Origin of the sequence: Nocardia shimofusensis NBRC 100134, assembly GCF_001613125.1 — a bacterium.
GTDB classification, from domain to species: domain Bacteria; phylum Actinomycetota; class Actinomycetes; order Mycobacteriales; family Mycobacteriaceae; genus Nocardia; species Nocardia shimofusensis.
In genome coordinates this window covers 1-19,974 of record NZ_BDBT01000001.1, presented here as the reverse complement: position 1 = coordinate 19,974, position 19,974 = coordinate 1, and the positions used below count along the sequence as shown (strand labels likewise).

General features: G+C 68.3%; 20 protein-coding genes and 1 pseudogene. 13 read left to right on the top strand and 8 right to left on the bottom strand.

Translation table 11 applies throughout. The annotated features are described in order from the left end of the window. The first annotated feature begins 63 nt into the window (after window positions 1-63). The 11 genes from NS3_RS29705 (at window position 64) to NS3_RS00050 (ending at window position 11,030) form a co-directional block, all read left to right on the top strand. On the top strand, window positions 64-1,659 hold the full coding sequence (locus NS3_RS29705) for a nuclease-related domain-containing protein (RefSeq protein ID WP_067852017.1): 1,596 nt from the start codon (window positions 64-66) through the stop codon (window positions 1,657-1,659). A 61-nt stretch (window positions 1,660-1,720) separates the two neighbouring features. Beyond that, window positions 1,721-2,356: a TetR/AcrR family transcriptional regulator gene (locus NS3_RS00095; protein ID WP_067852015.1), complete on the top strand. Its 636-nt coding sequence runs from the start codon at window positions 1,721-1,723 to the stop codon at window positions 2,354-2,356. A 174-nt stretch (window positions 2,357-2,530) separates the two neighbouring features. Beyond that, the gene (locus NS3_RS00090; protein WP_174550410.1) at window positions 2,531-3,352 is read left to right on the top strand and encodes an MlaE family ABC transporter permease; all 822 of its coding nucleotides are present in this window, start codon (window positions 2,531-2,533) and stop codon (window positions 3,350-3,352) included. Further along, window positions 3,352-4,236: an ABC transporter permease gene (locus NS3_RS00085; RefSeq protein WP_067852011.1), complete on the top strand. Its 885-nt coding sequence runs from the start codon at window positions 3,352-3,354 to the stop codon at window positions 4,234-4,236. Before NS3_RS00090 ends, NS3_RS00085 begins: the two co-directional genes overlap by 1 nt. A gap of 6 nt (window positions 4,237-4,242) precedes the next feature. Continuing rightward, the gene (locus NS3_RS00080) at window positions 4,243-5,265 is read left to right on the top strand and encodes an MlaD family protein (protein ID WP_067852009.1); all 1,023 of its coding nucleotides are present in this window, start codon (window positions 4,243-4,245) and stop codon (window positions 5,263-5,265) included. Continuing rightward, window positions 5,262-6,278, top strand: coding sequence for an MlaD family protein (locus NS3_RS00075; RefSeq protein WP_067852007.1), 1,017 nt, complete (start codon window positions 5,262-5,264; stop codon window positions 6,276-6,278). Before NS3_RS00080 ends, NS3_RS00075 begins: the two co-directional genes overlap by 4 nt. Continuing rightward, on the top strand, window positions 6,278-7,297 hold the full coding sequence (locus tag NS3_RS00070) for an MlaD family protein (protein ID WP_067852005.1): 1,020 nt from the start codon (window positions 6,278-6,280) through the stop codon (window positions 7,295-7,297). Before NS3_RS00075 ends, NS3_RS00070 begins: the two co-directional genes overlap by 1 nt. A gap of 1 nt (window position 7,298) precedes the next feature. Beyond that, window positions 7,299-8,405 (top strand): MCE family protein, encoded by a 1,107-nt coding sequence (locus NS3_RS00065; protein WP_169811570.1) that lies wholly within the window; start codon window positions 7,299-7,301, stop codon window positions 8,403-8,405. Continuing rightward, window positions 8,402-9,433, top strand: a complete 1,032-nt coding sequence (locus NS3_RS00060) for an MlaD family protein (RefSeq protein WP_245649361.1) — start codon at window positions 8,402-8,404, stop codon at window positions 9,431-9,433. The genes NS3_RS00065 and NS3_RS00060 overlap by 4 nt, the downstream gene beginning before the upstream one ends. Further along, a complete protein-coding gene (locus NS3_RS00055) occupies window positions 9,430-10,380 on the top strand; it encodes an MlaD family protein (RefSeq protein ID WP_067852002.1) in 951 nt (316 codons plus the stop codon). The genes NS3_RS00060 and NS3_RS00055 overlap by 4 nt, the downstream gene beginning before the upstream one ends. A gap of 14 nt (window positions 10,381-10,394) precedes the next feature. Then, window positions 10,395-11,030: a hypothetical protein gene (locus NS3_RS00050; RefSeq protein WP_067852000.1), complete on the top strand. Its 636-nt coding sequence runs from the start codon at window positions 10,395-10,397 to the stop codon at window positions 11,028-11,030. A gap of 125 nt (window positions 11,031-11,155) precedes the next feature. Here the strand turns inward: NS3_RS00050 and NS3_RS00045 are convergent, their stop codons facing one another. Beyond that, window positions 11,156-11,446, bottom strand: a complete 291-nt coding sequence (locus NS3_RS00045; RefSeq protein ID WP_067852699.1) for an antibiotic biosynthesis monooxygenase family protein — start codon at window positions 11,444-11,446, stop codon at window positions 11,156-11,158. A gap of 68 nt (window positions 11,447-11,514) precedes the next feature. Here NS3_RS00045 and NS3_RS00040 point away from each other — a divergent pair, with 68 nt between their 5' ends. After that, on the top strand, window positions 11,515-12,477 hold the full coding sequence (locus NS3_RS00040; RefSeq protein ID WP_067851998.1) for a DUF1353 domain-containing protein: 963 nt from the start codon (window positions 11,515-11,517) through the stop codon (window positions 12,475-12,477). Between the two features lie 50 nt (window positions 12,478-12,527). On the opposite strand, the gene NS3_RS00035 is transcribed toward NS3_RS00040, so the two are convergent. The 7 genes from NS3_RS00035 to ramB form a co-directional block, all read right to left on the bottom strand. Beyond that, window positions 12,528-13,238 (bottom strand): GntR family transcriptional regulator, encoded by a 711-nt coding sequence (locus tag NS3_RS00035; RefSeq protein WP_067851996.1) that lies wholly within the window; start codon window positions 13,236-13,238, stop codon window positions 12,528-12,530. Window positions 13,239-13,245: 7 nt separating this feature from the next. Then, entirely contained in the window at window positions 13,246-13,938 is a 693-nt protein-coding gene (urtE, locus tag NS3_RS00030; RefSeq protein ID WP_067851994.1) for an urea ABC transporter ATP-binding subunit UrtE, read from the bottom strand. Further along, a complete protein-coding gene (gene urtD / locus NS3_RS00025; protein WP_174550409.1) occupies window positions 13,922-14,749 on the bottom strand; it encodes an urea ABC transporter ATP-binding protein UrtD in 828 nt (275 codons plus the stop codon). Before urtD ends, urtE begins: the two co-directional genes overlap by 17 nt. Continuing rightward, a complete protein-coding gene (gene urtC, locus NS3_RS00020) occupies window positions 14,746-15,939 on the bottom strand; it encodes an urea ABC transporter permease subunit UrtC (protein WP_067852697.1) in 1,194 nt (397 codons plus the stop codon). Before urtC ends, urtD begins: the two co-directional genes overlap by 4 nt. A gap of 5 nt (window positions 15,940-15,944) precedes the next feature. After that, entirely contained in the window at window positions 15,945-16,829 is an 885-nt protein-coding gene (urtB, locus tag NS3_RS00015) for an urea ABC transporter permease subunit UrtB (protein WP_067851992.1), read from the bottom strand. Between the two features lie 20 nt (window positions 16,830-16,849). Next, window positions 16,850-18,124, bottom strand: a complete 1,275-nt coding sequence (gene urtA / locus NS3_RS00010) for an urea ABC transporter substrate-binding protein (protein WP_067851990.1) — start codon at window positions 18,122-18,124, stop codon at window positions 16,850-16,852. 172 nt (window positions 18,125-18,296) lie between these two features. Continuing rightward, a complete protein-coding gene (gene ramB, locus NS3_RS00005; RefSeq protein WP_067851988.1) occupies window positions 18,297-19,703 on the bottom strand; it encodes an acetate metabolism transcriptional regulator RamB in 1,407 nt (468 codons plus the stop codon). Between the two features lie 84 nt (window positions 19,704-19,787). On the opposite strand from ramB, the pseudogene NS3_RS28750 reads away from it, so the two are divergent. Next, window positions 19,788-19,974 (top strand): annotated as a pseudogene (locus NS3_RS28750) (ATP-dependent DNA ligase); the annotation flags it as partial.

The window sequence follows — 19,974 nt, the reverse complement described above, 5'->3', positions numbered from 1 at the left end:
ATCAGTATCGGTGGGGAGTCGGTGCGCCCCACATGGCGACGAACAGGGGCTGAGGTCGACGCGATGCTGGTGAGGATCAGGCCGGAAGCGGAATTATCCGCGGCCGAAAGAGAATTCGTGGACTGCCTACGCGCGTTGCGGACCACGTGTCTCACGCTCGTCGACGTGCGGGTGGACCGCGGCAACCGCCGGGTCGACGCCGTGCTCATCACCCCACGCGGCATCACGGTCGCCGAGGTCAGGGGGTTCCGGCGGCGCCAGAGCGGCATTCTGAGCGTGCGCGCGGGCGGACCGTGGAAGATCAGCGGCGAGCCGGTGGAGCTCGACGACGAATCCTCGCCGTCGGAGCAGCTCGAACACGGCGTCTACGCGGTGCGCGACACGCTGGAACGCGCGCTGCTCGACCCCGGCCACGTCTGTGGATTCGTCGCGCTGCTGCCCTATCGCGGTGTCGTGGTCCGGCCCGCGCGCACGAACCTTCGGTCCGGGCTCGACGTGGTCGTCGCCAATGCCACCGACACGGCGGAATTCCGTTCCTACATCGAGAAGTTCGGCGACGAACCGACGGTGTGGGATGTCGACCGGGTGGTCGGCGCGGTCGACGCGCTCGACATGGGCGACGGGCTCTCGCGCGCGGATCTGCGGGCCGACGGGTTCGAGGATCGGAATCCCGATGGACGCGAGCCGGGTCGGCGAACCGCCGCCCCGGATTCCGCCGCGCCGCCTGCCCCGGAACCCTCGATGCCCGTGCCCATGTCGGTGCCCATGCCCTCGGCTCCGTCCGCCCCGGAGTCCTCCGTAGACGCCGCGATGTTCGAGGCCGAGCCGGAGCGGACAGCTTCCGGGGCTATTCCGATGCCCGCACCCCCCGGGGCGGGGTCCACATCGGCCTCGATGCCGTCGCCCTCCGAGTCCGCGACGGCGTCCGCGCTGTCGGCCGCCACAGTGGTGGAGGCCGAACCCGTACCCGAGGCGCGCTCGGCCTCCGGCGCCATCCCGATGTCCGCGGCTCCCGTATCCACCGGTGCATCCGGGGCCGCTTCCGGCTCGTCTCCTGAGGACGCTCCCGAGGCCGCCGGGCGGGCGACGCGTGTTCGGGAGCCCTCCGCGCCCGACGACTACGCCCCCGCTCCGGACCTCGGACCGTCACCGGACTCGACGGAGCCGCCGGTCTACGTGCCCCCGCCCACTCCCGGGGCTCCGCCGCCTCCGCCGCCGGGTTCGGGGCCTACCGGAGGGGCGGCTCCGCCGCCTCCGCCGCCGGGTTCCGGGCCTACCCCCGCGTCGGCGCCGCCGCCCCCGGAATTCATGGAACCGCCGGTGGATCAACCTCGTCCGGATTCATGGACGGCGAGTCCCCGTCCCGGGCGATTGAATCCGCTGCCGCCGGAAGCCATGGTTCCGCCGTTCCCTGTGCAGGAACGCCCGGCCCCGCCCCCGCGGTCGCGGCTGCGCGGTTCTCTCGCCTGGGTGGTGCTGGCGGTCGCCGTGCTCGGCCTGCTCGCGGTGCTCGTCGTGATCGTGACCGCGCAGACGACCGACGACGGCGTTTCCGAACCGGGGCCGAGTTCCACACACATCCCCGGCACGGTCACCGTGGAGCCGACCACGACCCCGCCCGGGCCGAACGCCTGCTTCCCCTTCCAGACCGACTGCTGAACAGTCCGGACCCGAGGATTCTCTTCTCGGGCGTTGATATCGGTGATACTGTCACGGAACTATGAGTCTCAAACCGGTGCGTTCGCTGCTGATCGATGCACTGGCCTCATCTCCTGACGAAGGGGACACGACCGACGCGGTCATCCTGCAAGCGGCCGTCGACTGCCTGAGCAGACACGGCATCGAGAGGATGACCGTGGCCGATGTCGCCGCGGAGGCCGGGGTCGGCCGGGCGACGGTGTTCCGGCGCTTCGTCTCGAAAGAGGAACTCGTGCGCCGCGCGCTGGCCTGGGAACTCGCGCGCGTCGTCGACCGGTTCCACGATGCGGCCGACGCGATCGACGACCCGCTGGAGCGGGCGATCGAGTGGATCGTGCAGGCCGTTCGCGTGGCGCGCACCCATCCGGTGGCGCGCAGGTTGGTCGAGGACAACGCCGCGCTGCCGGTGATGCGCGATCCGGTGGTCGCCGCCATGCTGGTCGGCTCGGTGCGGCACGAGCTCGACGGCGTGGCCGAGCGCGCGGGCGTCGAGATCGACACCGAGGTGGCCGCGGAACTGGTCGCCCGATTCTTCGGCAGCATCTGGCTGACGCCGGATCTCGGGACCGCCGCGTCCACCGATTCCGGGGTGCGCAAGCTCGCCCGGACCATGTTCTCCTTCCTGCTCGTTCCGCGAGCGCCCGACGACACCCCCTGAGGGCCCGCCACCGACCACCGCCACCACGCGTAAGAGACGGGTCCCGGCGAGCGCCGTCGATCCCGTCGGAGCCGTCGCTGTCGCGCGCCCCGCGATACGGCAGACGGCAGCCGACCGTGTCCACAGTCGGCCTCGCACACCTGTCCAGTCCTGCCCGCAGAAAGGGAAATGCCGATGACTTCGCAAGTCGCCCCCCGGCCCGGCGGGGTCGTGATGACGCGCACGATCGAGTCCGTGCGGACCTTCGGACGACTGTTCCGTTTGGGTGTGCGCTCCTCGACGCTGTTGGTCGTCGATGTCGCTCGGGGGCGCTTCCCCTTGCGGGAGGCCGTCGTCCAGGGCTGGTTCTTCGTCTCGGTGTCGGCCCTGCCCGCGGTGCTGGTCGCGCTGCCGCTCGGCGTCGTGATCGCCGTGCAGGTCGGCAGCATGACCGACAACGTCGGCGCCAACTCGATGGCGGGCGCGGTCGGCGGCATGGGCGTCATGCAGCAGATCGCGCCGCTGGCCGCCGCCCTGCTGATCGGCGGCGCGGGCGGCTCCGCGATCTCGGCCGACCTGGCCTCGCGCACCATCCGCGAGGAGATCGACGCGCTGCGCACGATGGGCGTGGACCCGCACCGGCGCCTGGTCGCCCCGCGCATCCTGGCCATGGTGGTGGTCGCGCCGATGCTCTCGGTGCTGATCATCCTGATGAGCATCGTGGCCGGGTTCGCGGTGGCCTCGCTGGGGCAGGGCGTCGCGCCGGGGTCGTACTGGATGTCGTTCGGCAGCTTCGCCTCGGTCACCGACCTGCTCGTCTGCCTCGGTAAAGCCGCGGTGTTCGGCTATGTCGTCGCGGTGATCTCCAGCCATCGCGGGCTCGAGGCCAAGGGCGGGCCGAAAGGCGTGGCCGACAGCGTCAACGCCGCGGTCGTGCTCGGCATCCTCGCCTGCATGGTCGCGAATCTCGTGATCACCCAAATCGTCCTGATGTTCGTCCCCATGAGGTTTCTCTGATGTCTTCTCCACACGCCGGTGAGGTCGCGGTGCCGACCCGATACCGGCCGAGGGCGCTGCGCTGGACGCGGCATGCCGAACGGCTGTGGTCCCCGATCGAATCCCTCGGGCACACCACGCATTTCGTCGTGCAGGCGGTCCTGGGCATCGGCCACGCGCTGCGTCGCCACCGTCGCCATGCCGTCGCGATCTTCACCGACCTGACCTGGGGCAACGGTCGCGCGGTCATCGTCGGCGGCGGTGTCGCCCCGGTGCTGGCGATCATGGGCATCGTCGCGGGTGGTGTGGTCGGCATCGTCGGCTTCTCCGCCCTGGACATGCTCGGCATGGGACCGCTGGCCGGGGCGATGTCGGCGCTGGCCAATCCGCGCGAACTGGCGCCGCTGATCGCCGCCGTCGGCTTCGCCGCCCAAGCCGGGTGCCGGATCACCGCCGAGGTCGGCGCGATGCGCATCTCCGAGGAGATCGACGCGCTGGAATCGCAGGCGATCGACCCGATCCCGTATGTCGTCTCCACCCGGATCATCGCCGCCGTGGCAGCGGTGATCCCCTCGTACCTCATCGCGCTGGCGCTGGGTTTCGCGACCACCGGCGCGACCGTCGCGCTCGTCGAGGGGAACGCCTCGGGCGCCTACGACCACTACTTCCACATGTTCACCGAGCCGATCGACCTGATCTATTCGCTGATCAAAGTGGTGGTGTTCGTTCTCGTGGTGACGCTGGTGCACGCCTACGAGGGCTTCCACGCCGGCGGCGGACCGGAGGGCGTCGGGATCGCTTCGGGGCGGGCGATCCGCGCCAGCCTGGTGCTGATCGTGACCACGGACATGATCCTGACGCTGTGCATGTGGGGTCTGGACGCGACGGTCAGTTTCTCGGGGTGAGGTGAGATGAGCAGAGCAGCACTGTATTCAGCGCACGGCCCGACCCCGTGGGGTCTGCGGATGCGCGGCATCGGGGTGATCGTGGTCCTCACGCTGGTGCTCGCCGGCGCGTGGCACATCTCTCGCCCGGAGCGGGACGGACAGATCGAATTCGCGGTGCGGGCCGCGCATCTCGGAGACGGCGTGTCCACCGACACCGCGGTGCGCCTGCGTGGCATGTCGATCGGATCGGTGGTCGGCGTCCAGGCGCACGGCCCGAATCTGCAGCTGGTGACCCTGAGCGTCGACGAGGAGCGGGTGCGCGAACTGTCCACCGCCATGCACACGCGCTTCGTCTCCTCCAACATCTTCGGTTCGACCGCGCTGGAGCTGATCCCGATGCCGGGCGGCGAGGCCATCGGGCCGAGCACCGTGCTCGATCTGGGCGAGGTCGGCGACTACACCGTCACCACGGTGCTGCGCGACTCGGGCAGGCTGCTGCTCGACGCGGTGACCACGAAGCTGTCGGATTCGATCGACAGCTCCGTCGCACTCACCGAGCAGATGGCGCCGTTGCTCGCCTCGGCACTGCTGGTGGCGCGCACGACGGCGCGGGCGAGGAACATGTCGCTGGCCGAGATGCTGCCCAGAATGGCCGACGTGTCCGAGGGGACCGCGGTTTTCACGCCCTCGGCGCTCGGCATCCTGCACTCCCTGGCCTCCGTGGAAGAACTCGACGACGAATTCCGGACGCGGCAGGCCGGCGACACGATCACCGAGGTCTCCAATCTCGTGCTGGCCCTGTCGGGCACCGTGGCCGACGAGCTCGGCCCGACCGCCGACGCGGTCGACATGCTGCTCGATCTGATCATTCCGTTGAACAGGTCGATCGCGAATGTGACACCCGACCAGGTGGCACGACTGATCGACGGACTCGACGGCGCGCTGGACAGGAACGGTGACAAGGTGGTGCTCGGCGTGGACGTGCTGATCGAGACGTTCCCGGCGTTCCGGATGCCGATCGAGGCGACCGGGGGTGCGCCGCGATGAGAACACCGGGACAAGCCGCCCTCCGGCTCGGCGTACTGGCCTGTGTGGTCGTGGCGATCATCGTGCTGGTCGTGCAGGCCATCCAGCGCCCGGTCTCCGGGTCGACCACCACCTACCGCGCCGATTTCGGCGACGTGTTCGGGTTGAAAGAGAACACCGACGTCCGGCTGCGCGGCGTCCAGATCGGCAAAGTCGTCGACATCGCGATCTCGGAGAACAGCCGGGCGATCGTGGAATTCACCGTCCTCGACGAGTACCGGCTGCGCGCGCCCGACCGCCTGGCGATCAAATTCCAGAACCTCACCGGGCAGCGCTATCTCGAACTCGAGCGTGCCGCCGAGGACGCACCGGAGCTCGATCCGAGGGAACTGGTCACCCACACGGTGGACTCCTTCGACATCACCATCGTGTTCAACGGCCTCAAACCCCTGCTGCGAGAGGCGGACCCCGCCGTGTACAACCGGCTCGCCATGAACGTGGCCGCGGTGATCGACGGCAGCGAGGACAGCGTCACGCCGGTCATGCGCGACATCGCCACGCTGGCGACCTACGCCGAGGACCGTAGCGCGTTGATGAGCACCATCCTCACCAATCTGCAATCGCTGTCGGATCAACTGCAGGGCCGCTCGCAGAACCTGGAGAACATCCTGAAGGTCTTCCATTCGATCTTCACGCCGCTGGTGACCCGGATGGGCGAGTTCCTCGACCTGGTCGAGAAGGGCGCGCTGGAGATGTCGGAGGTGGGCAGGACCGTCAACGCGCTGGCACGACTGGGCCTGGGCGCGACCGACTACAAGGACGAGTTCACCCGACGGGTGTCGGAGGTGATTCCCGATCCGGCGATCGCCATGCGCACCCTGTCGGTGCTGCCGGGCGTCTTCGAGGGACTCAACGCGCTCATCCCGAATACCGATCCGCAGCGACAGTGCGGCAACGGCCTGCTCCCGCTGCCCATCACCGCCGACGTCCTGCTGCACGGCAGGCAGTTGGTCGTCTGCAACGGAGGTGCCTGATGCGCCTGCCCACATGGTTCGCCTCGTTCGATCTCGGCTCCGAGGACGCCGACCCGACCGCTCAGACGCGCTGGGCGCTGGCCGGACTCGGAGTGCTCGCGGTGATCTTCGCGGTCGTGGTCGCGCTGTATGTGCATCCGCCCGGCACCGCCACCTACTCGCTGGAGCTGCCCGAGTCGGGCGGCCTGGCCGAGGGCGACGAGGTCAGGATCGCCGGCGTGCCGGTCGGATCGGTGGCCTCGCTCGCGCTCGCCGACGACCACGTCGATGTCACCTTCACCGTTGATTCGCAGTACACGCTGGGGGACACGACCTCGGTGTCGGTGCGCATGCTGACCCCCATCGGCGGCCTCTATCTGGCCCTGCATCCCGCCGGCGAGCAGCCGCTGCGTGGCCCCATCCCGCCCGAGCGGGCGAGCCTGCCCTTCCTCGTCGGCGACCTGTTCGACGAGGCCGACGCGGTGTTCGAGGAACTCGACGCCGAGGCGTTGCGCATCGCGCTGGACAAGACCTCCGCCGCGTTGTCGGAATCGCCCGAGGCGATCAACTCCACGGTGATCGACCTCGAAGCGGTGATGGCGGTGATCGCCGCGCAGAAGAACCAGATCGAGGATCTGCTGGCGCTGTCGAACGAATACCTGAACACGGCCATCGACAATCAGCAACTGGCACTCGAGATCATCCGCGGGTACGCGACGCTCGCTCCCCAGATGATCGCGGCCCGCGAGGACGTCACCTTGTTCGCCGACGTGCTCGGGGGTCTGAGCGGGGCGCTGTTCGACTTCCTCAGCGGTCCCTACGCCGAGAAGGTGGAGCCGTTGCTGCCACCGCTGGAGGAGGCCGCGGACCGCAGCGAAGAGCTGCGGGCCCAGGTCGATTCGATGATGACCTCCATCACCACCACCCTGAACGGACTCGCGGGAATCGTGGGGCCCGAGGGCCAGGTGCTGATCGATCAGAGCGGGCTGACGGTCCAGCGACCCGATGCCTGCCTTCCGATGCCGGGAACACGGTGCTGACGTGCGTACACATTTCACGGGGAAACGACGACTGGCCGTGGCGGCCGTGACCGCGGTAGCGCTCGCCGTCGCGGGCGCGGCCACGGTGCGAGCCGTGAGCGGGGCCGAAACCCGTTCACTGTGCGCGTATTTCGACGATTCGTTCGGGCTCTATCCCGGCTCGCCGGTCACGATCCGCGGCGTCGCGGTCGGCACGGTGCGTGGTGTCGAGCCCGACGGCGCGCGGGTGCGGGTCGACATGCGGACCGATCGGCGTGAGCTGCCCGCCGAGACCGGCGCGGTGATCGCGAACGCCTCGATCCTGACCGACCGGCGCGTGGAACTCGTCGACGCCGATCCAGGTTCGGGACCGGCCCTGCCGCCGGACTCGTGCATCGACCAGGCCAGAACCCGCACACCGGTCAGCGTGTCGGACGCTCTGGGCTCGTTCTCGACTCTGGTCCAGCAGATCACCGACCTCGGTCCCGACGGCACGGCGCCGCTGGAATCGGTGCTGCGCGACGCCGGTCACCAGGTCGAGGGTCTCGGCCCCACGCTCAACCGCGAACTGCGAGACCTGGCCGATCTGCTGGCGACGCCGGACAGTTTCATGGCCCAGCTCGGCGAACTGCTCGACAACTCGGCCGAGATGAGCGGCTTCGTCAGCCGGGATTGGGAGAACGTCAAGGTCACCCTGCAGACCTTCGGGCCGGGCCTGGCCTCGATCGCGGAGATGCTCGTCATCGTCAAGGACCTCGTCGAGAGACTGTCCGCGGCGGTGGAGCCGCTCGACCGGCTATTCCACGACCATTTCCCGTACCTGATGAACGCCCTGAACTCGACCCTGCCGATTCTGACGATGGTGCGCACCCGGGCCGAGAACTCGGGCGAGCTGCTCGCCAAGATCCCCGGCATCGTGGGCATGCTGCAGACGATGGCCGGGTCACACGAGGGATCGCTCGGCGTCGAACTCGAACCCGCGCGCGCCGAGGTGGCCACCCCCGACGCGGGGCTGGTGTGCGCCGCACTGGCACAGCTCGCGCCCGACAGTTGCACCGTGCTGTCGGACCGTTCGGTGTCGGTTCCCCTTCCACAACTGGTGCTGTCGACGATCGGAGCGATCCCGTGACCATCACCCGCACACGGCTGGGTCGTCTGATCGCCGTCCCGTTGGCGATGTTGTTCGTGCTCTGCGGCTGCGGTTTCGACCCCAGCGATCACGCGCTGCCCGGGGCGGGAGTGCGTGGGCCGACCTATCGGCTGAACCTCGAGTTCGCATCGCTGCTCAGCCTGCCCGCGGGCGCGGACGTGCGCAGCGGCGGCGTCTCCGTCGGCACCCTGGACTCCATCAGTCTCGAGCCGCACAGCGCGATCGCCCACATCGACGTGCGCGACTCGGTGGTCGTCCCCGTAAACACCAGGGCCGAACTGCGCCAGACGACCGTGCTCGGCGACATCTACATCGCGTTGCTGCCGCCGGAGAACGACGGCGGGCATCCGCTGCGCGACGGCGACACGATCCCGCTCCAGCAGACCGATCCCGGTCCCCAGATCGAGGAGATGCTGGACCGGATCGCGATGTTCGTCAACGGCGGCAGCCTGATGCGATTGCAGGACTCGATCGCCCGGCTCAACGAGGTGCTGCCCGAGGACCCGGCGCAGACCCGGGTGCTCGCGGCCGCGGTGGCGAAGGACGTCGGTGAGGCCGCCGCGAACCTGGACCAGATCGACCGGATCGTGGTCGCCACCGACGACCTGACACAGCGCCTGAACGCCGCGCGCGACGAAGTGGGTTTCGTCTTCTCCGATGTCGCCCGTCGGCGCCTGGATCGCGTGCCGCTGTTCATGGACGCGGTGCTCAACACCGTCATCGACGCGGGCACGCTGGTCACCGGCCTGGAATGGCTGATCCCGCGCCTGCCGCACATCAACGAGAATCTCGAGGCGATCGTGCCGTTGATCCGCGATCCCTCACCCGGCGCGAACCAGTTGGCGGGCAACGCCGCCGACCTGCTCGCGCTGGTAAACGACAAACTGCTGCCGTTCCTGCTCGGTCCCGGCGTCGACATCCGCCAGGTCGGTATCGCCGGCGTGGGCGAAGGCGATCCCGCCAAGGACGGGCTGGTTCTCCTGCGGATGATCGGAGCTCTGCCATGACCCGGATTCCCCCTTGGCTGTCGGCCGTGGCCCTGCTCGCGGTGATGATCCTGGGCTCGGGGTATCTCGTCGTCGATGTGCTCACCATCGACCCGACGCAACGCCGCCTGCACGCGGTGGTGGATCTGCGCGACGCGGCCGGGCTGCGCGCCGGCAGCGAGGTCGTCTACCGCGGTGTGAACATCGGCCGGGTCGACGAAGTGCGCAGTCACGACGGACTGGTCCGGATGCGTTTCTCCTACGACGCGAAATACCGCATCCCGGTCGACAGCGAGATGCGCGTGGAAAACCTGTCCGCGCTGGGCGAACCGGTCTTCGCGCTGCTTCCGCACACCAGCGAGGGGCCGTGGCTGGTCGACGGCGCGCACCTGACCGAGGCGGTGGAACTGCCGACCTCGGTGCCCGATCTGCTCGCGAGCACCTCGAGCCTGCTGGATCAGGTGGATGCCGAGTCCGTGCGCAGGCTCACCGACGCCTTCGCCGAGGCGCTCGACGGTCTCGATGCCACGGTCCCGCAGGCCCGTCGGGGCGCCGAACTGCTGCTGGCGACCTTGTCCAGGCACGAGGGCTCGCTCGAAGTGGTGCTGCGTGAGCTGACGCGGGTGATGGGCGACGTGGAGTGGGCTCGTGCCGCGCTCACCGAGGCGCCGCCGATGCTCGACGAGTTCGGGGAGACCCTCGGCGTCTCCTACGAATACCTGTTCGCCGGTTCGCAGGTGCTGCGCGGTGACGAGATCCTCGGGTCCTGGCGCGCCCAGGAAGCGGAATTGTTCGAGTACCTGGCGAAGATGGCCCCCGAGATCGCCGCCATCGGCGTGGCGCTGCGGCCCGCGACGCAGGCGACCGGGCCACTGCTCGGCTCTATCGACCTGGGCACCTTGCTCGAACGAGCGATTGCGACACTGCCGGGCGAGAGCGTCCGCTTCACCGTGACTGTTCCCCGTTGAGAAGAGACGAAATCATGACGAATGCCGCCGACACCGACGAGGGTGTGCAGAACTCGGCCGACAGCACCGAGTCCCGGAGTGCCGGGGAGCGCCGCAAGCCCGGCGACCCGTGGTGGCAGTCCGTCCGCGCCGTCGCGGTCCTCGCGGTCCTCGCCCTCGTCGCCGCCGTGACGTTCGGCGCGCTCTGGGCGACCGACGATTCCGCCGACCAGCTGTCGGCCCTGCGATCCCGCCTGGACACCGAGGCCGCGGCCGAGACCGCCGCCTCGGAGTACGCGCTGCGCGTCTCGGAAGTCGATTTCCGCGATCTCGATGCCTGGCGCGAGGCCCTCACCAACGGCGTCAGCGAACAACTCGCGCCCAAGCTCGAAGCCGCCGTCGACGTGGTGGGCCCCTGGCTGAGCCAGATGGAATACACCGCGACCGCCCGCCTGCTGGCCGCCGATGTCTCCGAGACCGACGGCGACCGGTTCGTGGTGCAGGTCTTCGTCGACATGACCTCCAAGAGCAAGCAGACCCCCGACGGTGTCGCCGCCACCGCCACCTACACCGTCACCATGGACCGCGCCTCGAACTGGACGATCACCGACGTCGGCGGCGTCGGCGGCGGCCTGCCCGGAGCCGGCGCGCCCGGCACCGGAGGCCGCTGACAATTCGTCAGCCGAATGCCTGCGCCGACGGCTCTGACGCCAGAGCTATCGACTGGAAGCGGTGCGTTCGAGGCGAGATGCTCCGGTGCCGACGCCACGGCGCCACCGGCTGAAGGTGTGCCGGGTCAGGCGACCTGGTGGAAGTGTTCGACAGTGGGGAACGGGTCGTAGAAGTGGTGGAGGAGTTCCTTCCAGCGCTGGAATTCGGGGGACAGGCGGAAGCCTTCGGTGTGGTCTTCGAGGCGTTCCCAGTCGACGAGAAGCAGATAGCTGCTGGGGGATTCGATGGAGCGGGCGAGGGTCAGCCGCAGGAAGCCGGGCATGGACTCGATGATGGTGCGGGCCTGGGCGAAGGCGGCTTCGAAGTCCTCTTCGCGGCCGGGGACGACGGGCAGCACGACGTGTTCGGTGATCACGGGTTGCATTCTCGTCGCGGGCGGCGTGGGCGCGTGGGGACGGGGTGATCCGCTGTCACGCTGGGGCGATGGAGATCACGGTCGCGGAAGAGGGTGGGCCGTTCTACAGCGTCGTCGGTGAAGACCTCACCTGTGCCGAGTGGGAGGACGACCTCACCCTGCAGATGGTCAGGGACCTCGACGAGAACGGACGCGAGATATTCCGGTTGCTGCGCCGGATCGGTTACCGCGACCCGCTCTTGGGGGCGATCGTGGTGCCCGCGAATCTGGAGTGGACCACCGATTTCGCCTCGGTCCCCTCCTTCCTGACCTGGCTGGTGCCCAAGACCGGATCACACCTGCCCGCGGCGATCCTGCACGATGGTCTCGTTCTCGAAAAGGACCACGACGATCCGAGGCCAGGGAAAGACCGCCGCGATCCGGAGCGGGAGGATCGTCGAAGGTGGGGCTACGTCGCCGCGACGCCGATCACCCGTGACCAGGCCGACCGCATCTTCCGGGACGCCATGATCGCCACCGGCACACCGACCCTGCGCGCCTGGCTGGTCTGGGCCGCGGTCACCGCCGCCACCATGTTCCACGGCACCCAGGTCGAGTGGAGCCCGCTGCGCAGGTGGTATTACTTCGGCGCGCTGTGCGGCACGGCGGGACTGATCGTCGTGCTCGGAATCCTTTCGACGCTGGATGTGCTGGGTGTCGAGAACATCCGGCTGGGCGGGCTCGCGATCGGCGTGCCGAAGGTGCCCTGGATCGGGGACGGCTGGCCGGGATTACTGGGCGGATTCGCGGGCAGCGTCGTGATCCCGCTCGCGCTCGGCATCTTGTGGGGAAGATTCCGCGTCGCGGGCTGGATACTCGGCCCGATCGCGGCGATCCTGCTGCTCGCGGTGTTGCCGATCGTGTTCCTGGGCGCGCTGTACTGGGCCGCCGAGACGGTCTACCGCCGGCACCCCGGGCTGGTCCGGGTGTCGGCAGTCGCCGGGGTGGTCGCCGCGGTCGTGGTGTTCGCCATCGCCCTGACCGGGTGGTAGGCAGGGCGATCCTGCGGGCGTCGGTGTCTGCTTCCGGTCGCCCGCATCGCTCAGTCCCGCACGGCCCGGCCGAGTTCGGCCATCTCCAGGGCGTGTCCGGTGCGGGTCAGTACGTGGGCGCGCGAGGACTCGATGTGGGCGATCAACACCGACAGTGCGGTCTCGGGTTCGCCTGCCAGCAGATGCTCGGCGATGGTGATGTGCTCGGCGATCATGTGGGTGATGCGGTCGGGGGTGGGCAGGTCGAGGATGCGGACCGGACGCAGGCGGACGTGCACGGAGGTCAGAGCTTCGGCCAGAGCGTGGTTGCCCGCGGCGGCGAGCAGGGTGGTGTGGAAGCGCTCGTCCTCGGTGAGCAGGCTCAGGCTCGGGGTCGGCGGCGCGTCGCGCAGGCGGCGCCAGTGTCGCAACTGGGCGCGGACTTCGTCGAGATCGTGGGCGCGCCGTGCGCCCGATGCCGGGCGGGGGCCGGTGACGCGCTGTATTCCTCTGGCCTCCAGGGTGACCCGCAGTTCGAAGAGGTCGTCGAGATCCTCCAGGCGGGGCCGGTACGGGTAGAGACCGTCGGGGTGGCGTTGGACGAGGCCGTCGGCCTGCAGGCGGGTCAGTGCTTCGCGCACGGGAGTGCGGGAGACGCCGTAGGCCCCGGCTAGACGTTCCTCGCTGAGCCGTTCGGTGGGCACGACGGCGCCGGAGGCGAGATCGTGGCGCAGCTGGTGGTAGACCTGTTCACCCAGTGGCACCCGCCCCCGGCGCGTCATGGCGCGCTCAGATCGCCATCGCGGCGCGCACCGCGGTTTCCGCGCCCTTGCCGCCCTCGCCGGTCGATGTCGCTCTGCCGGATTCCAGCACGTAATAGCGCTGCGCGGCCTGCAGGGCGAAGCCGATGTGCTGTTCGACGAGCAGCACGCTGAGCCCGCCGCGATGGGTGAGATCGATGATGGTGCGCTCGATCTCGGCCACCACCGAGGGCTGGATGCCCTCGGTCGGCTCGTCCAGGATCAGCAGCTTCGGCTCGGTGATCAGTGCCCGCGCGATCGCCAGTTGCTGGCGCTGGCCGCCGGAGAGCAGACCGGCTTTGCGGGTGAGCAGTTCGCGCAGCGCGGGGAACAGGTCGAGGGATTCCTCGATCAGCGCCTTGCCGCGCTTGCGGCCGTCGGCCACCACCTGCAGGTTCTCGGCTGTGGTCAGCTGGGGAAAACTCTGCTGGCCCTGCGGGACATAGGCGATGCCGCGCTTGACCCGCTTGGAGGGGGAGTACTTGGTGATGTTCTCCCCGTCGAAGCGGATCTCGCCGGACTTGGCGCCGATCAGCCCGACGGCGGTGCGCAGCAGGGTGGTCTTGCCCGCGCCGTTGTGGCCCATGACGGCCACCACGCTGTCGTCGGGGACGGTCAGCGACACATTGTGGATGACCTCGGTCCGACCGTAACCGGACCTGATGTCAACGAGCTCGAGCATCGTCGGACTCCTTCTCGAGCTCGGTGCCGATCGCCGCGGCGGTGCCGAGGTAGACCTCCTGCACCTTCGGATCGGCCTGTACCTGTTCGACGGTGCCCTCGCTGAGCACCTTGCCGCCCGCCAGCACCGTCACCGAGGTGGCGAACGAGCGCATGAACTCCATGTCGTGCTCCACGACCACGACCACCCGCTCGGCGCCGATGCGGCGCAACAGGTTTCCGGTCTCCTCACGTTCCTCGGCGCTCATACCCGCCACCGGCTCGTCGAGCAGCAGCACCGAGGCGTTCTGCACCAGCAGCATGCCGATCTCGAGCCACTGCTTCTGACCGTGGGCGAGCACACCGGCGGGCTTGTCGCGCAACGCCGTGAGACCGGTGGTCTCGAGCGCCTCCTCGATGGCGGGCAGCACGGCCTTGCGCCTGCGCAGCATGGTGAGGAAGGAGCGGCCCGCGCCCGCGGCGATGTCGAGGTTCTGCAGGACCGACAGCTCCTCGAAGACGCTGGCGGTCTGGAAGGTTCGGCCGACGCCGAGCCGGGCGATCTGGTGCACCTTCTTGCCGAGCAGTTCGGCGCCGGATTTCTGGGCCGACCCGGTGGCGGGCACCAGGCCGGTGATGGCGTCGATCAGGGTGGTCTTGCCCGCGCCGTTGGGGCCGATGAGGAACCGCAGGTCGCCCTGCAGGACGGTCAGATCGACGTCGGTCACTGCCTTGAAGCCATCGAAACTGACCGAGAGGCCGCGAATCTCGAGGTATTCGCTGTCCATACCGGCGTTGCCGCCGAGCCGGGGTTCCTGTGCGGGAGCGGTCATCGCGATTCCACCTTCTCCTCTTCGTCCGGGGCGGTGAACGTGCCACCCACCAGGGACTCGCCGACATCGGCGGGATCGGTCTTCGACGCCGGGACGGGCGCGTCCGGGGTGGGGGGCATGCCGAAGCGGGACTGCCAGAACCCCTTTGCCATCGGCCACACACCGGCCAGACCGGCGGGGATGAAGCCGACGACGACGATGAACAGGATGCCCTGCAGGTAGGTCCAGCCCGAGGGGAACTGCTCGGACAGGGTGGTCTGCGCCCAGGCCACGCCGATCGCGCCGAGCACGGGGCCGAGCAGGGTGGTCCGGCCGCCGATGGCGACGCCGATCAGGAAGGCGATCGAGGGCACCACGCCGATGTCGGCGGGGGAGATGATGCCGACGATCGGGGTGAACAGCGCGCCCGCGATACCGGCGAAGAAGGCCGCCACCACGTAGGCCAGGATCTTGACATCGGCCGGGTCGTAGCCGAGGAAGCGGACCCGTTCCTCCTGATCGCGCACCGCGACCAGCAGTTCGCCGTAGCGGCTGTGCATCAGCTGACGCACGATGGCGACCACCACGAGCAGCGTGCCCGAGGCGATGAAGAACAGCATCTGCCGGTTGGCCGGGTCGGAGAGCTTGAAGCCGAAGAAGGCACGGAAATCCGACAGGCCGGTGAAGCCGCCGAGCATCTGCTGACCGGTGAGCAGGATGGCCATCGCCGCCGCAAGCGCCTGGCTCAGGATGGCGAAGTAGGCGCCCTTCACCCGGCGCTTGAACACGCCGTAGCCGAGCACCGCGGCGACCAGGCCGGGCACCACCAGGATGCCCACCAGGGCGACCGGCGCGGAGGCGAACGGCTGCCAGAGCGTCGGCAGGTGACGGATGCCGGCGATCTGCATGAAGCCGGGCACGTCCTGGCCGAGCCGGGCGGCATCGGCCATCTGCATGTGCATGGCCATGATGTAGGCGCCGAGACCGAAGAACACACCCTGGCCGAGGGTCAGCATGCCGCCGCGCCCCCAGGCCAGGCCGATGCCGACGGCGACGATGGCGAAGCACAGGAACTTCGCGAGCAGATTGAGCCGGAAATCGCTGAGCACCGCGGGAGCCACCGCGAACAACAGGATCGCGGCGACGGCGAAGCCGGCGAGCGTGGTGAGCGAGGAACGTTCCCGCCGTGCGCGTTGCCAGGAGGACACCAGTGAGGTCACGCCAGACTCCTTGTGCGAACCGTGAACAGACCCTGCGGGCGGACCTGCAGCACGATCACGATGATCACGAAGACGATCACCTTGGCGATCGACGCGGTGGTCGAGTACTCGATGAAGGAATTGAGCAGGCCGAGGGCGAAGGCCGCGATCACCGTGCCCTTGATCTGCCCGAGGCCACCGATCACGACCACCAGGAAGGCGTCGATCAGATAGCTCTGCCCGATCGTCGGGCTCGTCGAGCCGATCAGCGTCAGCGCCACACCGGCCACACCGGCGAGGCCGGAACCGATGAAGAAGGTGCTGATGTCGGTGAATCGGCTGGATACGCCGCTGGTTTCGGCCAGACCCCGGTTCTGCACCACGGCCCTGATCCGCCGGCCCAGCGGCGTCGCCTTCAACACCGCTGCCAGCACCGTCACCGCGACGATCGCCAGCACCAGGATGAAGATTCGTGTTTTCGGAACGACGGCGCCCATGATCTCGACGCCGCCGCTCAGGAACTCGGGCACCAGCACGTTCTTGGCGGGTGCGCCGAAGATGTCGCGGGCCAGCTGCTGCAATACCAGGCCCACACCGAATGTCACCAGCAGCGTGTCCAGCGGCCGGTCGTACATCCAGCGGATCAACCCCATCTCCAATGCCGCGCCCAACGCGCCGCCGACGAGGAACCCGATGACCAGCGCCACGAACAGCGACACCCCCGCGGAGGTGAACACTTTCTGCACGACATAGGTCGTGTAGCAACCGGCCATGATGAATTCCCCATGGGCCATGTTGATCACGCCCATCTGACCGAAGGTCAGCGACAAACCGAGAGCGGCGAGCAGCAGAATCGAGCCGAGGCTCAATCCGGTGAAGAGTTGTCCGACAAGTACGTCCACGTCAGGTCAGCGCTCCCCGGTCAGAGTCCGTCGGCCCACGGGTAGGACTTCAGGTACGGATCCGGCTGGATCGGCTGACCCGAATCCCAGACCGTGTAGATCAGGCCGTCGGCCCGGATCTCACCGATGCGGGCGGTCTTGGTGATGTGGTGGTTGGAGCCGTCGATGGTGACCAGGCCCTCCGGCGCGTCGAAGGTGACGCCGTCGGCATTGGCCTGGATGTCGGCCACCGCGAAGGAATTCGCCTTCTCGACGGTGTTCTTCCACAGGTAGACCGAGGTGTAGGCGGCTTCCATCGGGTCGGAGGTGGGCTTGTCGGCGCCGAAGGCGGCCTTGTAGGCGTCGACGAAGGCCTTGTTCTGCGGTGTGTCGACGGTCTGGTAGTAGTTCCAGGCGGTCAGCTGGCCCGCGATGTTCTGGGCGCCGATGCCGGCGACCTCCTCCTCGGCGATGGACACCGAGACCACCGGCATGTCGGCGGCTTTGAGGCCCGCGTTGGTGTACTCGCGGAAGAACGCGACGTTGGAGTCGCCGTTGAGGGTGTTGAAGACCGCGTCGGCGTCGGCGGTGCGGACCTTGTTGACGATGGTGGAGAAGTCGGTCGAGCCCAGCGGGGTGTAGTCCTCGCCCTTGATCTCGATGCCGTTGGCCTCGGCGTAGGCCTTGATCTCGCGGTTGGCGGTCTGCGGGAAGACGTAGTCCGAACCCACCAGGTAGAGCGACTTCACGCCCTTCTGCTTCAGGTAGTCCAGCGCCGGGACGATCTGCTGGTTGGTGGTGGCGCCGGTGTAGAAGATGTTCTTGCTGTCTTCCAGGCCTTCGTATTGCACCGGGTAGTACAGCAGCGAGTCGAGGCTCTCGAACTTGGGCAGCATGGCCTTTCGGCTCGACGAGGTCCAGCCGCCGAACACCGCCGCGACACAGTCGGAGCTGATCAGTTTCTCGGCCTTCTCGGCGAAGGTCTTCGGGTCGGACGCGCCGTCCTCGAGCACCAGTTCGATCTGCTTGCCGAGCACGCCGCCGGCGGCGTTGATCTGGTCGACGGCCAGCTTGGTGGAGTTGGCGACGGTGACCTCGGAGATGGCCATCGTGCCCGAAAGGGAGTGCAGTGAACCGACTTTGATGCTCGGACCCGAGGTGTCGACGCAGGATGCGGCGGCGACGTCGGAGTCCGCGTCGTCCTTGGCGCCACAGGCGGTCAGCAGGAGGCCGGTGAGTGCGAGCGCGGTCGGTGCGACCAGCGCTTTGCTCACTCGACGAGATCTCTGCCGACGAGTGGAACGTGGATCAGACATGTGGCGAACCCTTCTGGCGCGTATACAGCGGCTGTATTCGTGCCGCGAACGTTAGCCAGCAGTTGTTGCGCCGGAATATCTGTCGATGACAAGTGGATTGCCGATGTTTCGGTCTCGTGAACGAAACGTCCGGTCTGTCCGGTTCTCTGTCGATTCTCCAGGAAAAGGGCTGCTACTTCAGCACATACGGCGATACCGAGCTGCGGTGTTCGCTGATGTCGAGGGTTTTGCCCAGCGGCGGAAACGCGCGTTGTGGGCAGTTGGCTCGCTCGCAGACCCGGCAGCCCGCGCCGATCGGCGTGGCCTTGACCTGATCGAGGTCGATGCCGTCGGCATAGACCACCCGGCCCGCGTGGCGCACTTCGCATCCCAGGCCGATGGCGAAAGTCTTGCTCGGCTGCCCGTAGCGCGTCGCGCGGCGCTCCACGGTGCGCGCGACCCACAGGTACTTGCGCCCGTCGGGCATCTGCGCGATCTGGGTCATGATCTTGCCGGGGTAGGCGAAGGTCTCGTAGACGTTCCACAGCGGGCAGGTGCCGCCGCTGGAGGAGAAGTGGAAACCGGTGGCGGACTGGCGTTTGGACATGTTGCCCGCCCGGTCCACCCGGACGAAGGAGAACGGCACGCCGCGCGCCGACGGGCGCTGCATGGTCGAAAGCCGGTGGCAGATGGTCTCGTAGCTCTGCGAGAAGAACGCCGAGAGCCGCTCGATGTCGTAGCGGAAGTCCTCGGCGACCTCGAGGAAGTGGGTGTAGGGCAGCACGGTGGCGGCCGCGAAGTAGTTGGCCAGACCGAGCATCGCCAGCTTGCGGGTGTCCTCTGCGGCGAAGTTGCCTTCGTCGACCAGCTTTTCGAGCAGGTCGCCGCATTCGTAGTAGGCCAGCTCGGCGGCCAGCTTGAAGGTGCGCTGCCCGCCGGACAGATGCGGGGAGATCTCCAGGCGCAGCGCCTCGGGGTCGTAGCGGTGCAGCACGCCCTCGCCGAGATCGATGCGCTCGATGATGCGCACACCGTGTTCGCGCAGGATTCTGGCGATTCCTGTGTTGACGTCGCCGCCGTGCAGCCGGATGCGCGAATTGAGTTCCTCGGCAGCGGTGTCGAGTTCGTGGATGTAGTTCTGGCGTTGATAGAAGTAGTCGCGCACTTCCTCGTGCGGCTTGGAGATGGTGGCGCTGCCCGCGCCGTCGGCGAAGCGGTCCTCGGTGGCCGCGGCCAGCTGAGCGCTGGTGTTGCGATAGCGGTTGTGCATGGCCACCATGGCGCGGGCCATGCTCGGATGCGCGGAGACCATCTCGGCGATCTCCTGGGTGTCGGCCTCGATGCCGAGTTCCTGATCCATCACGACCTCCTGGAGCTCGGCGATGAGCCGGGTGTCGTCCTGGGAGGAGAAGAAGGTCGCGTCCACGCCGAACACGTCGCTGATCTTGAGCAGGACCGGTACCGTCAGCGGGCGCACGTCGTGTTCGATCTGGTTCAAGTAGCTGGCCGAGATCTCGAGCTGCTGGGCGAGCACGACCTGGCTCAAGCCGCGCTCGGTGCGCAGTTGCCGCAGTCGGGCGCCCACATAGGTCTTGGCCATTCGTCCAGTTTAGAGCGGTTTCGCAGCTCTGCCAATGCGAAATTAGCAGCGCGGTCACAGCCGTTGCCGATACTCACGGTTACCGTGAGAGGTGTGCTGTTCGCCGATGTCGTACGAACTTCGGCCGCCGTGCGGTCCACGCGGTCCAGGAAAGCCAAGATCGCCGCATTGGCGGAGTTGCTGCGCGCGGCCGCGCCGGAGGAGGTCGCGCCGGTCGTCGCGTGGCTGTCCGGGGAGCTGAGCCAGGGGCGCCTGGGCGCGGGCTGGCGCA

Coding starts and splice junctions, on each gene's coding strand:
- NS3_RS00095 (WP_067852015.1), top strand. CDS start 1,721: ATGAGTCTCAAACCGGTGCGTTCGCTGCTGATCGATGCACTGGCCTCA.
- NS3_RS00050 (WP_067852000.1), top strand. CDS start 10,395: ATGACGAATGCCGCCGACACCGACGAGGGTGTGCAGAACTCGGCCGAC.
- ramB (WP_067851988.1), bottom strand. CDS start 19,703: ATGGCCAAGACCTATGTGGGCGCCCGACTGCGGCAACTGCGCACCGAG.
- NS3_RS29705 (WP_067852017.1), top strand. CDS start 64: ATGCTGGTGAGGATCAGGCCGGAAGCGGAATTATCCGCGGCCGAAAGA.
- NS3_RS00080 (WP_067852009.1), top strand. CDS start 4,243: ATGAGCAGAGCAGCACTGTATTCAGCGCACGGCCCGACCCCGTGGGGT.
- NS3_RS00055 (WP_067852002.1), top strand. CDS start 9,430: ATGACCCGGATTCCCCCTTGGCTGTCGGCCGTGGCCCTGCTCGCGGTG.
- urtE (WP_067851994.1), bottom strand. CDS start 13,938: ATGCTCGAGCTCGTTGACATCAGGTCCGGTTACGGTCGGACCGAGGTC.
- urtD (WP_174550409.1), bottom strand. CDS start 14,749: ATGACCGCTCCCGCACAGGAACCCCGGCTCGGCGGCAACGCCGGTATG.
- NS3_RS00070 (WP_067852005.1), top strand. CDS start 6,278: ATGCGCCTGCCCACATGGTTCGCCTCGTTCGATCTCGGCTCCGAGGAC.
- urtA (WP_067851990.1), bottom strand. CDS start 18,124: ATGTCTGATCCACGTTCCACTCGTCGGCAGAGATCTCGTCGAGTGAGC.
- NS3_RS00035 (WP_067851996.1), bottom strand. CDS start 13,238: ATGACGCGCCGGGGGCGGGTGCCACTGGGTGAACAGGTCTACCACCAG.
- NS3_RS00075 (WP_067852007.1), top strand. CDS start 5,262: ATGAGAACACCGGGACAAGCCGCCCTCCGGCTCGGCGTACTGGCCTGT.
- NS3_RS00040 (WP_067851998.1), top strand. CDS start 11,515: ATGGAGATCACGGTCGCGGAAGAGGGTGGGCCGTTCTACAGCGTCGTC.
- NS3_RS00085 (WP_067852011.1), top strand. CDS start 3,352: ATGTCTTCTCCACACGCCGGTGAGGTCGCGGTGCCGACCCGATACCGG.
- NS3_RS00090 (WP_174550410.1), top strand. CDS start 2,531: ATGACTTCGCAAGTCGCCCCCCGGCCCGGCGGGGTCGTGATGACGCGC.